The sequence below is a fragment of the Lysinibacillus sp. FSL R7-0073 genome (genome assembly GCF_038009065.1).
Taxonomy (GTDB): Bacteria; Bacillota; Bacilli; order Bacillales_A; family Planococcaceae; genus Lysinibacillus; species Lysinibacillus fusiformis.
In genome coordinates this window covers 3,583,603-3,597,815 of sequence record NZ_JBBPAS010000001.1, presented here as the reverse complement: position 1 = coordinate 3,597,815, position 14,213 = coordinate 3,583,603, and the positions used below count along the sequence as shown (strand labels likewise).

The following is a 14,213-nucleotide window of genomic DNA, read 5'->3' as shown; positions in this document are numbered from 1 at the left end:
CTTAGGACATGTACGTCAATTATTAGTATTTAAAATTTTATAATAGGCGTATAGTAGAAAATTCCTCTCTGTACATTCCTAATGTGTCAGAAATAGTTAAAGATACGCTGTAAAATCTAAAATGTAAAAGTAAGGGAGAATTTACATAGTCAAAATGACACAAATTATGTATAATATATTATAAGTTAATAGTAATTGATTTGGACGTTATATAGAAAAGGTGATTTCATGACAGACCATTTACAAACGCTAAAATATATAAAATCTGATGTTTTGAGCTTTTGGGTGAGTTCTAATGAAGAACAAGCTAGTTTTAATGGGTATTTTTATTCATTAAAACAGTGTCTTAAGAAACACTTGGAAATTGATAATGCAGCTTTTCTTAGTTTTGAAGGTAATTCTTTAATACCTATTGAGGAGATGGCTTCATTAACAATTGAAACAAAGCTAAATGCTGTGTCATGGCTGATGATCGAAGCTAGTTTTTATCAACAAAAAGTAGTGAAAATTCCTTATATATTAAAGGCAAGACAGGCCTATTCAATGATGACAGATATGGTGCTTTTCCAAGCAGAGGGCAATAATCCCATTGGTGTATTACTTGTGGAGGCAACAGAGTCTTGGACAGACTTTATGACCTCAGATTACGGCGAAAAATGTATAGAAATACTTTCTCAAGTTCTTCAAATGATGAGAGATAATTTAGATGTAAAAATAAATGAAGACCAATATAGAAAACTATATAACATGACTGATTTATTTCATTCAACAATGGATATTGATTTAATTTTAGAAAATGTATTAAAAAATATAAGGGATAACTTCCCTGAATTTAATGTTGAGCTTATATTATCGAATGATCAAGACCGACACACGACCATCGATATTAAGCTTTTTGATTATTTATCCGAAAGACCTACAACTATTGAGGCTTTTGTATCAGGAGAGTTAACAACAGAACTTGCGAGTGATTTAAATTGCCGATTATTAAATGCACCTATTAAAGGAAGGCAGGCAATTTATGGCATTTTACAAGTAAGTGCTCCAACTACTTACCTTTTTTCAACGACTGAAAAAGATTTTGTACGGATGCTTGCACAGGCGTCAGGGAATGCACTAGAAAATGCAAAGTTATATCATCAGTCGCATCGCCTCGTCAGTGACTTACAACTTATCAATGAAACATCACATCGTTTAAATATGAGGATTGACATTCATGAAATGTTACTTTTCCTACAAAAGCAGTTACTAAAATCTTTTCAACCAATGGAAGTTTGCTTCGCATTTAAAAAAGATGACACCTTTGAAGTAACGGGGGCAAGTACTTCGTTATTTAGTTCTGAAGAGGGTCAAACATATATTAAGCATGTTGAACAACATTTTACTCAAACTAACGATCCGCTGTTTATAGCTGATTTTAGTCGATTAACCTCTAAACAAATTGATTATCGTTCCATAATGGCCATCCCCATTCTAATGGAAGAAAAGATCAATGGCTTTAGTATTGTATTACATAAAGAGCCGTATTTCTTTTCGTTTGATAGCTTTAAATTAATGCAGTCTTTAATCCACCACTCATCTTTAGCAATTGCAAACTCTATTTTACGAACACAGCTTCAGGAAATGGTCGATTTGGATCATTTAACGAAACTGTATGCACGTAGTTACCTAGATCATTTTGTAGAAAAGTCGCTTGAATATGATCAATCAGGTATGTTTTTACTTATTGATATTGATAATTTTAAACGTATTAATGACACGTATGGTCACCAAGTAGGTGATAAAATTCTTATGCAGATTGCCGTTCAGTTGAGGGAAACAATAGGTAGTCGAGGGATTTGTGCAAGATGGGGCGGCGAAGAGATGTCTGTATATGTACCTAATATAAGTGAAAAAGAAGCTTTAGAATTAGCAGCAGCCATCGTTGAAGTAATTCCAAGTGCCACGGACCCTCAAGTAACGATTTCAGCAGGTCTCATTACATGGAATGATCAAGACCGACCTGCATTCCAATCTGTTTTCTTACATGCCGATACTGCTCTATATGAAGCAAAAAATAGTGGTAAAAATCGTTTTTGCATCCATGATGGTTCTTTTCAAACAAACCAATAAGATGGATGAAGTTAATGTAAATGGTACTATAAAATAAATTGCCCTGAAATGACCATGCATTTCAGGGCAATTTTTTAGCACCTTATAAATGAAGCAGTAATGTTTGAACAAATTGTTCTAAACCATCTTGATCATCCTTAGAGAAGCGATTCACTGTAGGACTATCGATATCAAGTACACCAATAATCTCGCCTTGCTTCATTAATGGTATGACAATTTCAGATTGGGAAGCTGCATCGCAAGCGATATGTCCAGGGAAATCGTGAACATCTTTGACAACAATCGTTTCTTTTGTTGCCACTGCTGTTCCGCAAACTCCACGGCCAATCGGAATTCTAACACAGGCAGGCAGACCTTGAAATGGACCAAGTACAAGCTCATCTTCTTGTAAAAGATAGAAGCCGACCCAGTTAATATTTGTTAAAAATTGATTTAGAATGGCAGAAGCATTGCTTAAATTTGCAATCTGATCCGTTTCACCCGTTAGTAGTGCGTCTAATTGCTTAGATAGTGTAAGATATTGGTCAGCAATAGATCCTTCATAATTAATTTGTGTAAACATATAAGCACCTCGTTTAAAAGTTATTTAGATTGGTAATATAACATTATAATGTTGATGTAAATCCGCCACACAGTGGGCATCTGAACCAAATACATAAGGTAATTCAATAGCATGACAATAATTGATAAAGGCAAATGGGGGATAGGGCTCCTGACAAAATTGCTTACTTAAACCGGCACTATTTACATCTAATTCATAGCCATCTTGCTTCATAATGTCTAAAACTTGGTGAATTCGAGTGTCGTCATTTATTTTTTCATGATGTGCTAGCTGAAATTTATGAATAAGTGTTGGGTGCCCAATCCGTTTTGGTTTATAGGGACCAAGGTCTGCCTTTATAGATTGTAGGACTGTATCATAATATAAATGATATACCTGTTCAACAGAGCCAACTTTCTTAGAGAAATTGATAAAGCATTCAGGAGAGAAGTCGATACATTCAAAGGTATCCTGCCACTGTAAAAAATGGACTGACAAGATGGCATCATCTAAAAAATGTCCATAGGTATCAAGAAAATGACGAGTTTCTTGTTCAAAACCTTTGATATAATCAACTTCTAACCCGATACGAATGCGAATATCATTGGCATATTGTTTTTGCAGGCATTGTAATTCTTCAATGTATGGCATGAGATACTCGGGTTTCATCCCACTATCTTGCTGTGGGGTAGGATCAATAAAACTGTCTGGTAATGGGGCGTGTTCTGTAAACGTTATATCTGTGAAATTATGAGAAATTGCTTTTTCAATATATTGAATGAACGTGTCCGAACTGCCATGTGGACAATAAGGACTATGTATATGCCCATCACGTTTCAAAATGTACCACTCCTTTAGATCTATAGACCGCTATTTTAATATTTTACAATAGCAAAAATACAGTTTTCTGAAAATCACTTAAATTTTAGTACAAAAGGCGAAAACATAGTATATAATAAATACAACTAGCCAATTCGTTTATTGTAGAATAGGAGGCTTACGATGGAGTATATCATCATTCCGATTATCCTACTATTAATTTTAGCCATAGTAGGATTTATGATGCGAAGAAAACATGTTGCAATTATTGCAAAACTTGAAAATGAAAAATTACAAATACAACATAAACCTATAAATGAAGAAATTTCAAAAGTAAAATCTTTGAACATGAACGGTGAAACGGAAGAAATGTTTGAACGATGGCGCAATATTTGGGATGAAGTCATCGATGTACATATGACTAAAATCGATTCACTTTTATTTGATGCAGAAGATCAAATTAATCGACTTCGTTTTAAAAAAGCGACATTAATTGAACGTGAAATCGAAGACTATATAGAAAAATGTGACCAAGATAAAGATAAAATTTTAGAGGAATTAAATGAATTAATTGGCAGCGAAGAAAAAAATAGAATTGAAATTGAACAGTTAAAGGAATATTACCGTTCTGCGAGAAAAACATTGCTAGCACACCAGCATTCCTTTGGTGTAGCATTACCTGCACTGGAGAAAAAGCTAGAGGAATTTGTTGAGAAATTTGAAAAATTTGATGTTCTGACGAATGAAGGTAATTACTTGCAAGCAAGAGAAATTGTGATTAGCTTAAATCAAGAGTCACAGCAGACATTCGAATATATTAATGATGTCCCAACAATTTTGACGGAATTACAAGTTAAACTCCCAGGAGCAGTTCAGGAATTGCGTAATGGTCAACGTGAAATGGAAGACCAATCCTACTATCTGCAGCATTTAGAATTAGCAGAGGCATTAAACAATTATGAAAAAGAATTTGCTTCGTTAAAAAATGACCTAGCAGAGCTAAATTTAATGGTTGTTAAACCTCGCGTAACTGAAATAAATGAAGAAATTGATCATTTTTATGATTTACTGGAAAAAGAGGTTATTGCCAAAAATTATGTGGATCAAAATTGTGACCGTTTATTAAGCTCAATCACAAATGTTATAACGTCTACAAAATCAGTGAGTGATGAGGCAAACTATGTACAACAAAGCTATCACTTAAACGAAAAGGATGCTGAAATTCCAAAAGCAGCTTTAAAGCAATTGGAAGCACTGCAACGTCGTTATGATTTATTAGCAATGCGTGTCAAAGAAGAAAAGTCTGCGTATTCAAGCTTGCAAGAAGAATTAATAGAAATAAGTGAAGAGCTTGAACGAATTCATGAAGAGCAAGGTCATCTGTCTAATACAATGAAGAAACTTCGTATTGATGAAAACAAGGCTCGTGCTCAAGTCGAAAACTTAAAGAAAATATTACAAGATACAGATCGTCTCCTAAATAAGGCGAATATTCCAGGAGTCCCGGAGGAGATGGACGCACGACTTGATGAAGCGGCAGAGCATATATACGTAGTTATGCAAAGTCTACAGGAAGTTCCGCTAAATATGGGAACGGTTCATAATAATTTAAATGCTGCGACACTTTGTGTAGAGGATGTTAAAGCAAAAGCTCATGAATTAATAGAGAATGTCATGCTCATTGAACGCATTATTCAGTATGGTAATCGCCATCGTGCATCCAATCCAACATTAAATACACGTTTAAAAGAGGCAGAGGAAGCATTCCATCAATTCCGTTATTCCAAAGCATTAGAGGAAGCAGGGACAGCAGTGGAAGAAATGGAGCCAGGTGCATTAAAACGCATTCAAGAAATGGTAGCAGAACAGTCTATGACAAAAAATTAAAACTACATTTGTGCTGTCTAAAAAGTATAGCAATTACTTTTTAGACAGCTTTCTTTTTAAATTTTGAAAAAGGTGTGATACGGGTGGAACTATTAATTCGAAATATGAATGAAACGTATGCTCAGGAAATTATATGTTGGCAATACGAAAAGCCCTATGATTTTTATAATAATGAATTATCCGAGGAATCCTTGCGAGAATTTCTTGACAATCCATATTTTGCCATTATTAATGAGCATGAGAAATTAATCGGTTTTTATTGCACGGGGTCAGCTGCCCAAGTGCCAAAAGGACATGATTTTAACGCTTATTCAAAAGAGTATATAGATATTGGTATTGGCATGAAGCCAACGCTAACGGGAAAAGGTTTTGGTACAAAATTCTTTTCATTTATCATCAAGAATATCCATCAAGAATACTCTATGCCACTCCGTTTAACAGTCGCCCAATTCAATAAGCGAGCTATATGCCTTTATGAAAAATTAGGATTTGTGAAAGAGCTCGAATTTAGTACACCAACGGAATTTATTACGATGTTAAAAAAATTGTAAGTGCGATCCTTTCTAATGATTAAAATATGAATTATCGTTAAAGTTAGTGGTCAATCTCCACAGATTGCGTTATGATAAAAACCGTTACATCAACGTTTTGAAAGTGTGTGAAAATATAATGAACGATACAATTTATTTAGATAATAGTGCCACAACAAAGCCATTAAAAGAAGTTCTACAGGCGTTTATGGTTGTGAATGAGCAGTATTATGCCAATCCTGCATCTATCCATGCGATGGGTGTTGAAGCAAATGATTTATTAATGCGTGCACGTGAGCAAGTAGCAGATATTTTGCAAACAGAAGCAAAAAATGTGCTATTTACTTCAGGTGGTACGGAATCGAATAATGCGGCGATTTTTGGAATAGCACGTAGCAATACACATATAGGAAAACATATTTTAACGTCTGAAATAGAACATCCTTCTGTTTTAGAGACTGTTAAACAGCTTTCAAAAGAGGGCTTTGAAGTGGAATATTTAAATGTTGATCAGCATGGTATTATTTCGTTGGATGAACTTCGTGCAAAAATACGTAAAGATACAATTTTAGTAAGTATGATGCATGTAAACAATGAAATGGGTGCTATTCAACCGATAGAGGAAGCTGCTAAATTAATCCATGAAATGAGTCGGGCAGCCTTACATGTGGATGCTGTACAAAGCTTTGGAAAATTAGCTGTATCCTTTAAGGGTGAAGAGGGACCGGATTGTATTTCAATCTCAGGACATAAAATTCATGGCTTTAAAGGCTCTGGTGTATTAGCATTTCGTAAAGCGATAAGATGGCAGCCATATGCACTTGGAGGTGGCCAAGAATTTGGATTGCGTAGTGGGACTGTAGCTGTTCCACAAGCTGTCGCTTTATCTAAGGCAGCTCGTATTGCGGTTGAAACCATGAATGACCATGCAAAAAATTATCGTCAATGGCATGATGAAATACTTGCGCAGCTACACGAATATGGAGAAGCTATTCATATTTTATCGACTCCGCAGGGAGCGTCACATATTTTATCTTTCAGTGTTCGCGATTTAAAAGGAGAAGTCATCATTAATGCGATGCAAAAACGAGGCGTTATTGTATCAACATCAAGTGCTTGTTCCTCGAAGCAAACTAAAACAAGTCATGTTGTCGAAGCATTGCATCTAGATGAGCATTATAAAAAAGGTGTCATCCGTATTAGTTTTGGTGCACATAACACAACCGAAGATATAGAAAAGTTTAAACAAGTATTAGCAGAAGTAATGCTAGAGCTTAAAGGAGAAATAAAGTAATGATTTGGAAAGAAATTTTAATTAGATACGGTGAACTTTCTACAAAAGGTCGCAACAAGATGGATTTTATCCGTCGTTTACGTGAAAATATCCGTCATGCTTTTGCGGATTTAGGACATCTCCATATTCGTACAGAGCGTGATCGAATGTTTATTGCGATAGAGGATGAAGCACAAATGCAAACACTAGTAACAGGTTTGCCTAAAATTTTTGGTATTCAATCATTTAGTCCTGTTGCAGCATGTGAAAAAGATATGGAAAGTATGAAAAAACTTGCGATTACGATAATGGAGACATTTAAAGAAAAGCCATATACGTTTAAAGTGGAAGTGAAACGTACCGATAAAACCTTCCCATTAGAATCACACGCGATTCAACGGGAGATTGGTGGATATGTTTTACCTCAATTTAATAATTTATCTGTTAAAGTGAAGCAACCTGATATTGAGTTACGTGTAGAAGTCCGCCATGATGCAACCTATATGATGGCACAAGTCATTCCAGGTGCAGGAGGAATGCCAGTAGGATCAAACGGGAAGTCATTGTTAATGCTTTCAGGTGGTATTGATAGTCCAGTTGCAGGTTATTTAATGATGAAACGCGGAGTCCGTTTAGAAGCCATTCACTTTTTTAGTCCGCCCTATACAAGCCAAAATTCATTGGAAAAAGTAAAAGTGCTTGCAAATGAGTTAACTAAATTTGGAGCTAATATACGATTGCATGTTATTCCTTTTACTGAAATACAAGTTCTGATTAAAGAAAAAGTACCTTCTAATGTATCAATGACAACAACTCGTCGTATGATGTTGAAGGTTGCTGATCAAGTGCGAGAGGAAATCGGTGCTCTTGCAATTGTCACAGGAGAAAGTCTTGGACAAGTAGCAAGTCAAACACTTGAAAGCTTAACGGCAATAAATGCAGTAACGAATACACCTATTTTACGACCATTAATTTCATCAGATAAATTAGAAATCATCGAGTTAGCTGAACAAATCGGCACATATGAAACATCTATTCAGCCTTTTGAGGACTGCTGTACAATCTTTACGCCTGCTAGTCCTAAAACAAAGCCTAAGCTCGAAAAGGTTGAGCATTACGAAAGCTTTTCTGATTTTGATGAACTTATAGCACGCGCGGTCAAAAATCGTGAGGTCTATATTTTCCCTAAGAAAGAAGAAGAGAAAAAGCAAGATAAGTTTGCTGATCTTTTATAAATCAGAATTTCAAAAACCGTCTCAAATAGCTTATTTGAGACGGTTTTTTTGTATAGTTAGCCATATGCCAATAGAGGTACATATTACCTTTATTTTTTTTGTATTAAAAATCTAATAACGCACATTCTATATTCACAAGGAGGTGAGAAACATGGCTTCAAACAACAACCGCAGTTCAAACCAGCTTGCAGTACCTGGTGTACAACAAGCACTTGATCAAATGAAATACGAAATTGCACAAGAATTTGGTGTTCAATTAGGGGCTGACGCTTCAGCTCGTGCTAACGGTTCCGTTGGTGGTGAAATCACTAAACGTCTTGTACAAATGGCAGAATCTCAATTAAAAGGTATGCCAAACAACAACAACTAATAAATGCTAACTAAGCATTTATAAACTCAAAACCAGTGACCGTAAAAGGCACTGGTTTTAGTTTGTTTATCAATCATTTTTTTATGCGAGATAAAGACTTAAACATGGATACTGTTTGTTCAATATCCTTACTGCCACAGATAGCAGAAATAACAGCAACTCCGTCAGCACCAGCTTGCAAAACACTATCAGCATTAGTCCAATTTATTCCACCTATGGCCACAATGGGCAAGTTAGGTTGTAATTTGGAAGCTTGCTGTAAAAAATATGTGCCACATGGTGGTTGTGCATCACTTTTAGATGTTGTGGCAAAAATAGGTCCAATTCCTACATAGTCCACATGATGGTCAATAGCCGTTTGTAGTTCTTCCTGTGAATGTACAGAAACGCCAAGGAGCCGGTTTGCCATTTTTTTACGTGCAATGGCAATCTGTTCATCATCTTGGCCAATATGAACACCATCTGCACCAAGTCGAACTGCAAGGTCTACATCATCGTTGATAATAAACGGCACATGGTAATGTTGACATCGTTTTTGGCATTGACGGGCAAATTGCTCATAAGCTAGTCCTGTTAATGCAAAAGGACCCTTTTCACGTAATTGAAACATAGTAATGCCAGCCCGCAGCGCTTGTTCGAGTACAGCTAAAGGTTCCTGTTGAGAAACATTGCCTGTACCCATAATAAAATAAAGCTGTAAATCTTCACGTTTCAAGTAGTTTCACCTCGCAGGCACCTTTATGTAGCTGATAAGCAAAATGATTTGTAGGGCCATGACCATTACCAATGGCTAAATCATGCATAATGGCTAATTGTATAAATTTTTTAGCTTCGATAATAGCTTTTTCAATAGTCAACCCTTTACCAAGAAAAGCAGTGAGAGCTGCTGAAAATGTACAACCTGTACCATGTGTGTTTTTCGTCGGAATACGAGGAGACTGCATGGAAAAGGATTTGTTATTTTTTATAAATACATAATCAATTGCATCTAACGAATTGGGTAGATGCCCACCTTTAATGATGACACATTGAACACCTAGTTGGAAAAAGCATTGAGCAATTTTCTCCATATCCGAGAATTGATTTATTTTTCTTCCTGTAAGTGCCTCTGCTTCCGGTATATTTGGTGTCACAATTGTAGCAAGAGGTAGTAAAGACATGCGCATGGCCTCGATAGCTTCTTGTTGTAATAAGCTTTCTCCACCTTTTGCAATCATAACTGGATCAACAATCAGTGGGATTTTTAAATCGTCAATAATGTGTGCGATACTTTGGATAATTTCCGAGGAATAAAGCATCCCTGTTTTAATCGCAGAAATCGAAAAATCTTCTATTAATGCATGAAATTGTTTTTCAACAAAGTCAACTTCAATTGGGAAAACCCCTGTTACACCAAGTGTATTTTGAGCAGTTAAAGCTGTAATAACTGAAGTGCCAAAAACCCCTAATTCCTGGAATGTTTTTAAATCAGCCTGAATGCCAGCGCCACCGCCACTATCTGAGCCTGCAATTGTCGTTACAATATGCATGAAGCCTCACCCTCCTTTGAAAGACGATGTAAGGCATTAAGCAAAGCAATTTGAATATCCCCGATATCCTCTGTAAATGCGGATGCTAACTCAGCTGCTTTTTTGTAGTATGTGAGTGTTTCCGCTAATTGGCTATACGGATCTTCTCCTGCAGAGTAGGCTGCTCCACATATAGCACTAAGTAAACAGCCTGTACCAGTTACTTCAGTCATTTGTGAATTTCCACCAGTAATCCATTGGCTCTGCACACCGTCTGTCATAAAATCATGTTTGCCTGTAACAATGACCATACAGTTGTAGCGTTGAGCCAATAATGTAGCCTCTTTCTCTATGGCAATAAATCCCTCACCACTATCAACACCTTTTTGTTGCCATTCCACATTGGCTAATGCCGCAAGCTCTCCTTTGTTACAGCGTATGACTGAAAATTGTATCGCTGTAAGTAATAGGTGTATGGTTTCCTTGCGATAAACTGTGGCACCTGCGCCAACCGGATCTAATATAACAGGAATGCCAAGGGAATTTGCTTTTTTTCCTGCTAACAGCATCGACTCTTTTGTTCGAGCATTTAGTGTACCAATATTGATTAAAAGAGCGTCTGCAATGGCGACCATTTCCTCAACCTCATGGCTATCATCAGCCATGACAGGAGAGGCACCTAATGCCAATAGGCCATTTGCTTGGAAATTAGCCACGACATAATTAGTTATACAGTGAATAAGCGGTTGTTGTTGACGAACTGTTTGAAAAATCATTTTTGTCCTCCTTTATGGGTGGACGTAAGCATGCAAAAAAGGCCCTTTTTGTGTAAAAACGCACGAAAAAGAGCCTTTCATCTGAAAAAACGATGTTCATTGCTCCCTACGTCAGTATTAACTAACAGGTTCAAAGGGTCAGGTTTTACCTTCTCAACTCTTTATGAGTCCCCCTGCAATCTTGCTTTTAGTTGACCAAAATGTACCATACTTTTTATATGTATTCAATAGCGAGTTTTCCTATCGACAAAACGTGACTGATGCCATATAGCTAAGCATGATAGTTGTCATGACTTTACTTAAATCAAGTGTAAACCATTGAAAATACTAAGAAAGGAGTATAATGTGTCTTAACAAAAGGGGGCAATTGCCATGAATAGACAAGAATTAGTAGCACCAGAATGGTATAACATAACAGATGAATTTGAAAAATATGCAAAGGATTTAACTAAAAATGCATTGATTATTTATGATGAGCATTCTGATGTACAATTTATCACCTATGCACATTTACTTGAAAGAGCAAATCAGGCGGCACATGTTTTTACGAAAAATGGATTAACTAAAGGTGATGTCATTTTAGTAATGGTACCACGCTCAGTAGAAGCATACATTGTCTATATTGCTGCATTAAAAGCGGGTTTAACGATCATTCCAAGCTCTGAAATGCTAAGAACTAAAGATATTGAGTATCGTATTCATCATGCTGATGCTAAAGCAGTTGTAGCCTTTGAGCCTTATATTGAGCAATTTAATCAAGTAGGAAATTTACAAGATATACAGCAATTTGTTATCGGAAATGCACATGAGCCATGGCAGCCGTTATTAGACAAAATGCGAAAGCAACCAACAACTTACATAAGTTCTACACCAACAAAAAGTACAGACCATGCCTTTTTAGCTTATACAAGTGGCACAACAGGAAATCCGAAAGCTGCAGTGCATACACATAGTTGGGGCTATGCACATTTACGGACAACAGCCCCAAATTGGCTAGGTGTAGAAGAAAGTGATATTGTATGGGCAACAGCAGCACCAGGATGGCAAAAATGGATTTGGAGTCCGTTTCTCGCGATTTTAGGGAGCGGTGCCACTGCATTTGTTTATAAAGGAAAGTTTGATGCAGCAACGTATTTAGCGTTGCTTGAAAAATTTAAAATGAATGTCTTATGTTGCACACCGACTGAATATCGTTTTATGGCAGCGCTTGAAAATTTACAGGAGTATGATATCAGCACAATTCGACAATCTGTTTCAGCAGGTGAGCCGTTGAACAGTGAAGTCATTAAAAAATTCTGGGACACTTTCCATCTACAAGTGCGAGATGGTTATGGTCAAACTGAGAATACACTTCTTGTAGGGACTATGGTAGGTATGGAGGCAAGAATTGGTTCGATGGGCAAACCTACGCCAGGCAATACCGTTGAAATTATAGACGATTTTGGTGAGCCAGTTGCTATAGGAGAAGTTGGTGATATTGCTGTTCATCGAGAAACACCTGCACTTTTTAAAAAATATTTAAATGATCCTGAACGTACAAATTTACAATTCCGTGGTGATTGGTATATAACTGGGGATCGAGCTTATAAAGATGCGGACGGCTACTTTTGGTTTGAAGGTCGCGGAGATGATGTTATTATTTCCTCAGGTTATACAATTGGACCTTTTGAAGTAGAGGATGCATTGATGAAGCATCCGACTGTGAAAGAGGTTGCTGTCATTGCAAGCCCCGATAAGGTTCGCGGGAACATCGTTAAAGCATTTATTATCCTTCATAATGGTGTCAATGGTAATCAAGAGCTTATTCAAATCCTTCAAAATCATGTGAAATCATTAACGGCACCTTATAAATATCCACGTGCTATTGAATTTGTTACAGAGTTACCCAAAACTGCATCTGGTAAAATTAGACGTGTCGAATTAAGACAACAAGAATTAAAATACCTTGTACATTAATCATTTCCTAGGAAATAATGTCGAAAATCAAAGTTCATGCAAAGAAATGAACTTTGATTTTTTTTTTATTTTTAGGTAAGGTATTATGAGGAAATAAATAGAATAAAACTTTTTGCATATTATTGCAAAAAAATGAAACAAACGAGCAAGTCATACGTATTACGTGATAAGGAGGCGGAAAGACATGAATGTTAAAAGGTGGGTTGCTTTAATAGTGGCAGGTGTTCTTTTACTATTTTCATTAGGGATTAATACCATTTTTGCACTATTTAAAGCAGATTTCCTAGGTAGTTTTGACAGTTTAATGGCAGGAAATAACCTAGATGTATATGAAAATGTAATTGAAGGAGATAATTTTGATAAAAGGATTGCCTATTTAAAGGTAGATGGAACAATCCAAGATATTGGATCAAGTTCACTATGGCAACCTGTTGCATATGATCATCAATTTTTCTTAGAACAATTGGATAATATTTTGTATGATGATACGATTCAAGGAATTGTTTTAAGTGTTAACTCTCCGGGTGGAGGGGTAAAAGAATCTGCTGAAATTTATAAAAAGCTATTGAAGATTAAAGAAGAACGACAAATTCCAATTTATGTATCGATGGATTCGATGGCAGCATCTGGTGGTTATTATATTTCAGCTCCAGCAGATAAAATATTTGCCCATCGTGATACGATAACAGGCTCGATTGGTGTAATCATGCAATCTATTAATTATCAAGCATTGGCTGAAAAAGTAGGTGTCAAATTCGAAACGTTTAAATCTGGCGAGCATAAGGATATGCTAAGTCCAATGCGTGATGTGACACCAGAGGAACGTGCGATGATGCAGGATATGATCAATGAAACATACGAAGAATTTGTGGATATCGTTGAACAAGGCCGTAATATGTCAGAAGCTGATGTGAAGAAAGTGGCGGATGGCCGTATCCTAGGCGGTACAAAAGCACTTGAAGCAGGTTTAGTTGATGAAATTGGCGACGAACAAGCTGCCATTGCAGCTTTACGCGCAGATTTTGGACTAGAAGATGCTGTATTGTTTGAATATGCCTATGACATGGGCGGATGGCAATCTGTTGTCGGAATGAAAATTGGCTCTATGTTCGGTCCTTCTGCGGAGGAAAAAATGCTAATGAAAATTATGACGGATTACAATGCACCTAAAATGATGTATTTATACGGGGAATACTAAGGAGGGAG

At 36.4% G+C, this 14,213-nt stretch carries 13 protein-coding genes and 1 riboswitch; of the genes, 8 read left to right on the top strand and 5 right to left on the bottom strand.

Going from position 1 to position 14,213, the window contains the following annotated elements; genetic code table 11:
- The first annotated feature begins 228 nt into the window (after window positions 1-228).
- Window positions 229-2,112: a sensor domain-containing diguanylate cyclase gene (locus MKY88_RS18020; RefSeq protein ID WP_069482342.1), complete on the top strand. Its 1,884-nt coding sequence runs from the start codon at window positions 229-231 to the stop codon at window positions 2,110-2,112.
- An 82-nt stretch (window positions 2,113-2,194) separates the two neighbouring features.
- Here the strand turns inward: MKY88_RS18020 and MKY88_RS18015 are convergent, their stop codons facing one another.
- Window positions 2,195-2,674 carry a GAF domain-containing protein gene (locus MKY88_RS18015; RefSeq protein ID WP_069482341.1) on the bottom strand — a complete coding sequence of 160 codons (480 nt, stop codon included), beginning with the start codon at window positions 2,672-2,674 and terminating at the stop codon, window positions 2,195-2,197.
- 24 nt (window positions 2,675-2,698) lie between these two features.
- Window positions 2,699-3,493: a histidinol-phosphatase HisJ gene (gene hisJ, locus MKY88_RS18010; protein WP_193832867.1), complete on the bottom strand. Its 795-nt coding sequence runs from the start codon at window positions 3,491-3,493 to the stop codon at window positions 2,699-2,701.
- A 162-nt stretch (window positions 3,494-3,655) separates the two neighbouring features.
- Between hisJ and ezrA the strand changes: the two genes are divergently transcribed.
- From ezrA to MKY88_RS17985, 5 genes are all read left to right on the top strand, one after another.
- The gene (gene ezrA / locus MKY88_RS18005) at window positions 3,656-5,359 is read left to right on the top strand and encodes a septation ring formation regulator EzrA (RefSeq protein ID WP_069482339.1); all 1,704 of its coding nucleotides are present in this window, start codon (window positions 3,656-3,658) and stop codon (window positions 5,357-5,359) included.
- 83 nt (window positions 5,360-5,442) lie between these two features.
- Complete coding sequence (locus MKY88_RS18000; RefSeq protein WP_340814350.1) at window positions 5,443-5,910, top strand: GNAT family N-acetyltransferase; 468 nt, start codon at window positions 5,443-5,445, stop codon at window positions 5,908-5,910.
- A gap of 118 nt (window positions 5,911-6,028) precedes the next feature.
- Complete coding sequence (locus tag MKY88_RS17995) at window positions 6,029-7,183, top strand: cysteine desulfurase family protein (protein ID WP_193832866.1); 1,155 nt, start codon at window positions 6,029-6,031, stop codon at window positions 7,181-7,183.
- On the top strand, window positions 7,183-8,397 hold the full coding sequence (gene thiI / locus MKY88_RS17990; RefSeq protein WP_069482336.1) for a tRNA uracil 4-sulfurtransferase ThiI: 1,215 nt from the start codon (window positions 7,183-7,185) through the stop codon (window positions 8,395-8,397). Before MKY88_RS17995 ends, thiI begins: the two co-directional genes overlap by 1 nt.
- Window positions 8,398-8,548: 151 nt before the next feature.
- Entirely contained in the window at window positions 8,549-8,767 is a 219-nt protein-coding gene (locus MKY88_RS17985) for an alpha/beta-type small acid-soluble spore protein (RefSeq protein ID WP_008176803.1), read from the top strand.
- Window positions 8,768-8,840: 73 nt separating this feature from the next.
- Here MKY88_RS17985 and thiE read toward each other — a convergent pair whose 3' ends face one another.
- Genes thiE through thiM form a run of 3 tightly spaced genes read right to left on the bottom strand, consistent with a single transcriptional unit; the run spans window position 8,841 to window position 11,051 of the window.
- Window positions 8,841-9,482 carry a thiamine phosphate synthase gene (gene thiE, locus MKY88_RS17980; RefSeq protein WP_069482335.1) on the bottom strand — a complete coding sequence of 214 codons (642 nt, stop codon included), beginning with the start codon at window positions 9,480-9,482 and terminating at the stop codon, window positions 8,841-8,843.
- The gene (gene thiD / locus MKY88_RS17975) at window positions 9,472-10,296 is read right to left on the bottom strand and encodes a bifunctional hydroxymethylpyrimidine kinase/phosphomethylpyrimidine kinase (protein WP_340814346.1); all 825 of its coding nucleotides are present in this window, start codon (window positions 10,294-10,296) and stop codon (window positions 9,472-9,474) included. Before thiD ends, thiE begins: the two co-directional genes overlap by 11 nt.
- Window positions 10,284-11,051 (bottom strand): hydroxyethylthiazole kinase, encoded by a 768-nt coding sequence (gene thiM, locus MKY88_RS17970; RefSeq protein WP_340814344.1) that lies wholly within the window; start codon window positions 11,049-11,051, stop codon window positions 10,284-10,286. The genes thiD and thiM overlap by 13 nt, the downstream gene beginning before the upstream one ends.
- 86 nt (window positions 11,052-11,137) lie before the next feature.
- Window positions 11,138-11,236, bottom strand: a riboswitch (TPP riboswitch).
- Window positions 11,237-11,423: 187 nt separating this feature from the next.
- Here thiM and mbcS point away from each other — a divergent pair.
- Window positions 11,424-13,007, top strand: a complete 1,584-nt coding sequence (gene mbcS / locus MKY88_RS17965) for an acyl-CoA synthetase MbcS (protein WP_328203956.1) — start codon at window positions 11,424-11,426, stop codon at window positions 13,005-13,007.
- 184 nt (window positions 13,008-13,191) lie between these two features.
- A complete protein-coding gene (sppA, locus tag MKY88_RS17960; protein WP_340814343.1) occupies window positions 13,192-14,205 on the top strand; it encodes a signal peptide peptidase SppA in 1,014 nt (337 codons plus the stop codon).
- The last annotated feature ends 8 nt before the right edge of the window (window positions 14,206-14,213 follow it).

What these genes read in the sequence shown, in the direction of transcription:
- ezrA (WP_069482339.1), top strand. Translation starts at nt 3,656, where the DNA reads ATGGAGTATATCATCATTCCGATTATCCTACTATTAATTTTAGCCATA.
- MKY88_RS18015 (WP_069482341.1), bottom strand. Translation starts at nt 2,674, where the DNA reads ATGTTTACACAAATTAATTATGAAGGATCTATTGCTGACCAATATCTT.
- sppA (WP_340814343.1), top strand. Translation starts at nt 13,192, where the DNA reads ATGAATGTTAAAAGGTGGGTTGCTTTAATAGTGGCAGGTGTTCTTTTA.
- thiI (WP_069482336.1), top strand. Translation starts at nt 7,183, where the DNA reads ATGATTTGGAAAGAAATTTTAATTAGATACGGTGAACTTTCTACAAAA.
- thiM (WP_340814344.1), bottom strand. Translation starts at nt 11,051, where the DNA reads ATGATTTTTCAAACAGTTCGTCAACAACAACCGCTTATTCACTGTATA.
- MKY88_RS18020 (WP_069482342.1), top strand. Translation starts at nt 229, where the DNA reads ATGACAGACCATTTACAAACGCTAAAATATATAAAATCTGATGTTTTG.
- MKY88_RS17985 (WP_008176803.1), top strand. Translation starts at nt 8,549, where the DNA reads ATGGCTTCAAACAACAACCGCAGTTCAAACCAGCTTGCAGTACCTGGT.
- mbcS (WP_328203956.1), top strand. Translation starts at nt 11,424, where the DNA reads ATGAATAGACAAGAATTAGTAGCACCAGAATGGTATAACATAACAGAT.
- thiD (WP_340814346.1), bottom strand. Translation starts at nt 10,296, where the DNA reads ATGCATATTGTAACGACAATTGCAGGCTCAGATAGTGGCGGTGGCGCT.
- MKY88_RS17995 (WP_193832866.1), top strand. Translation starts at nt 6,029, where the DNA reads ATGAACGATACAATTTATTTAGATAATAGTGCCACAACAAAGCCATTA.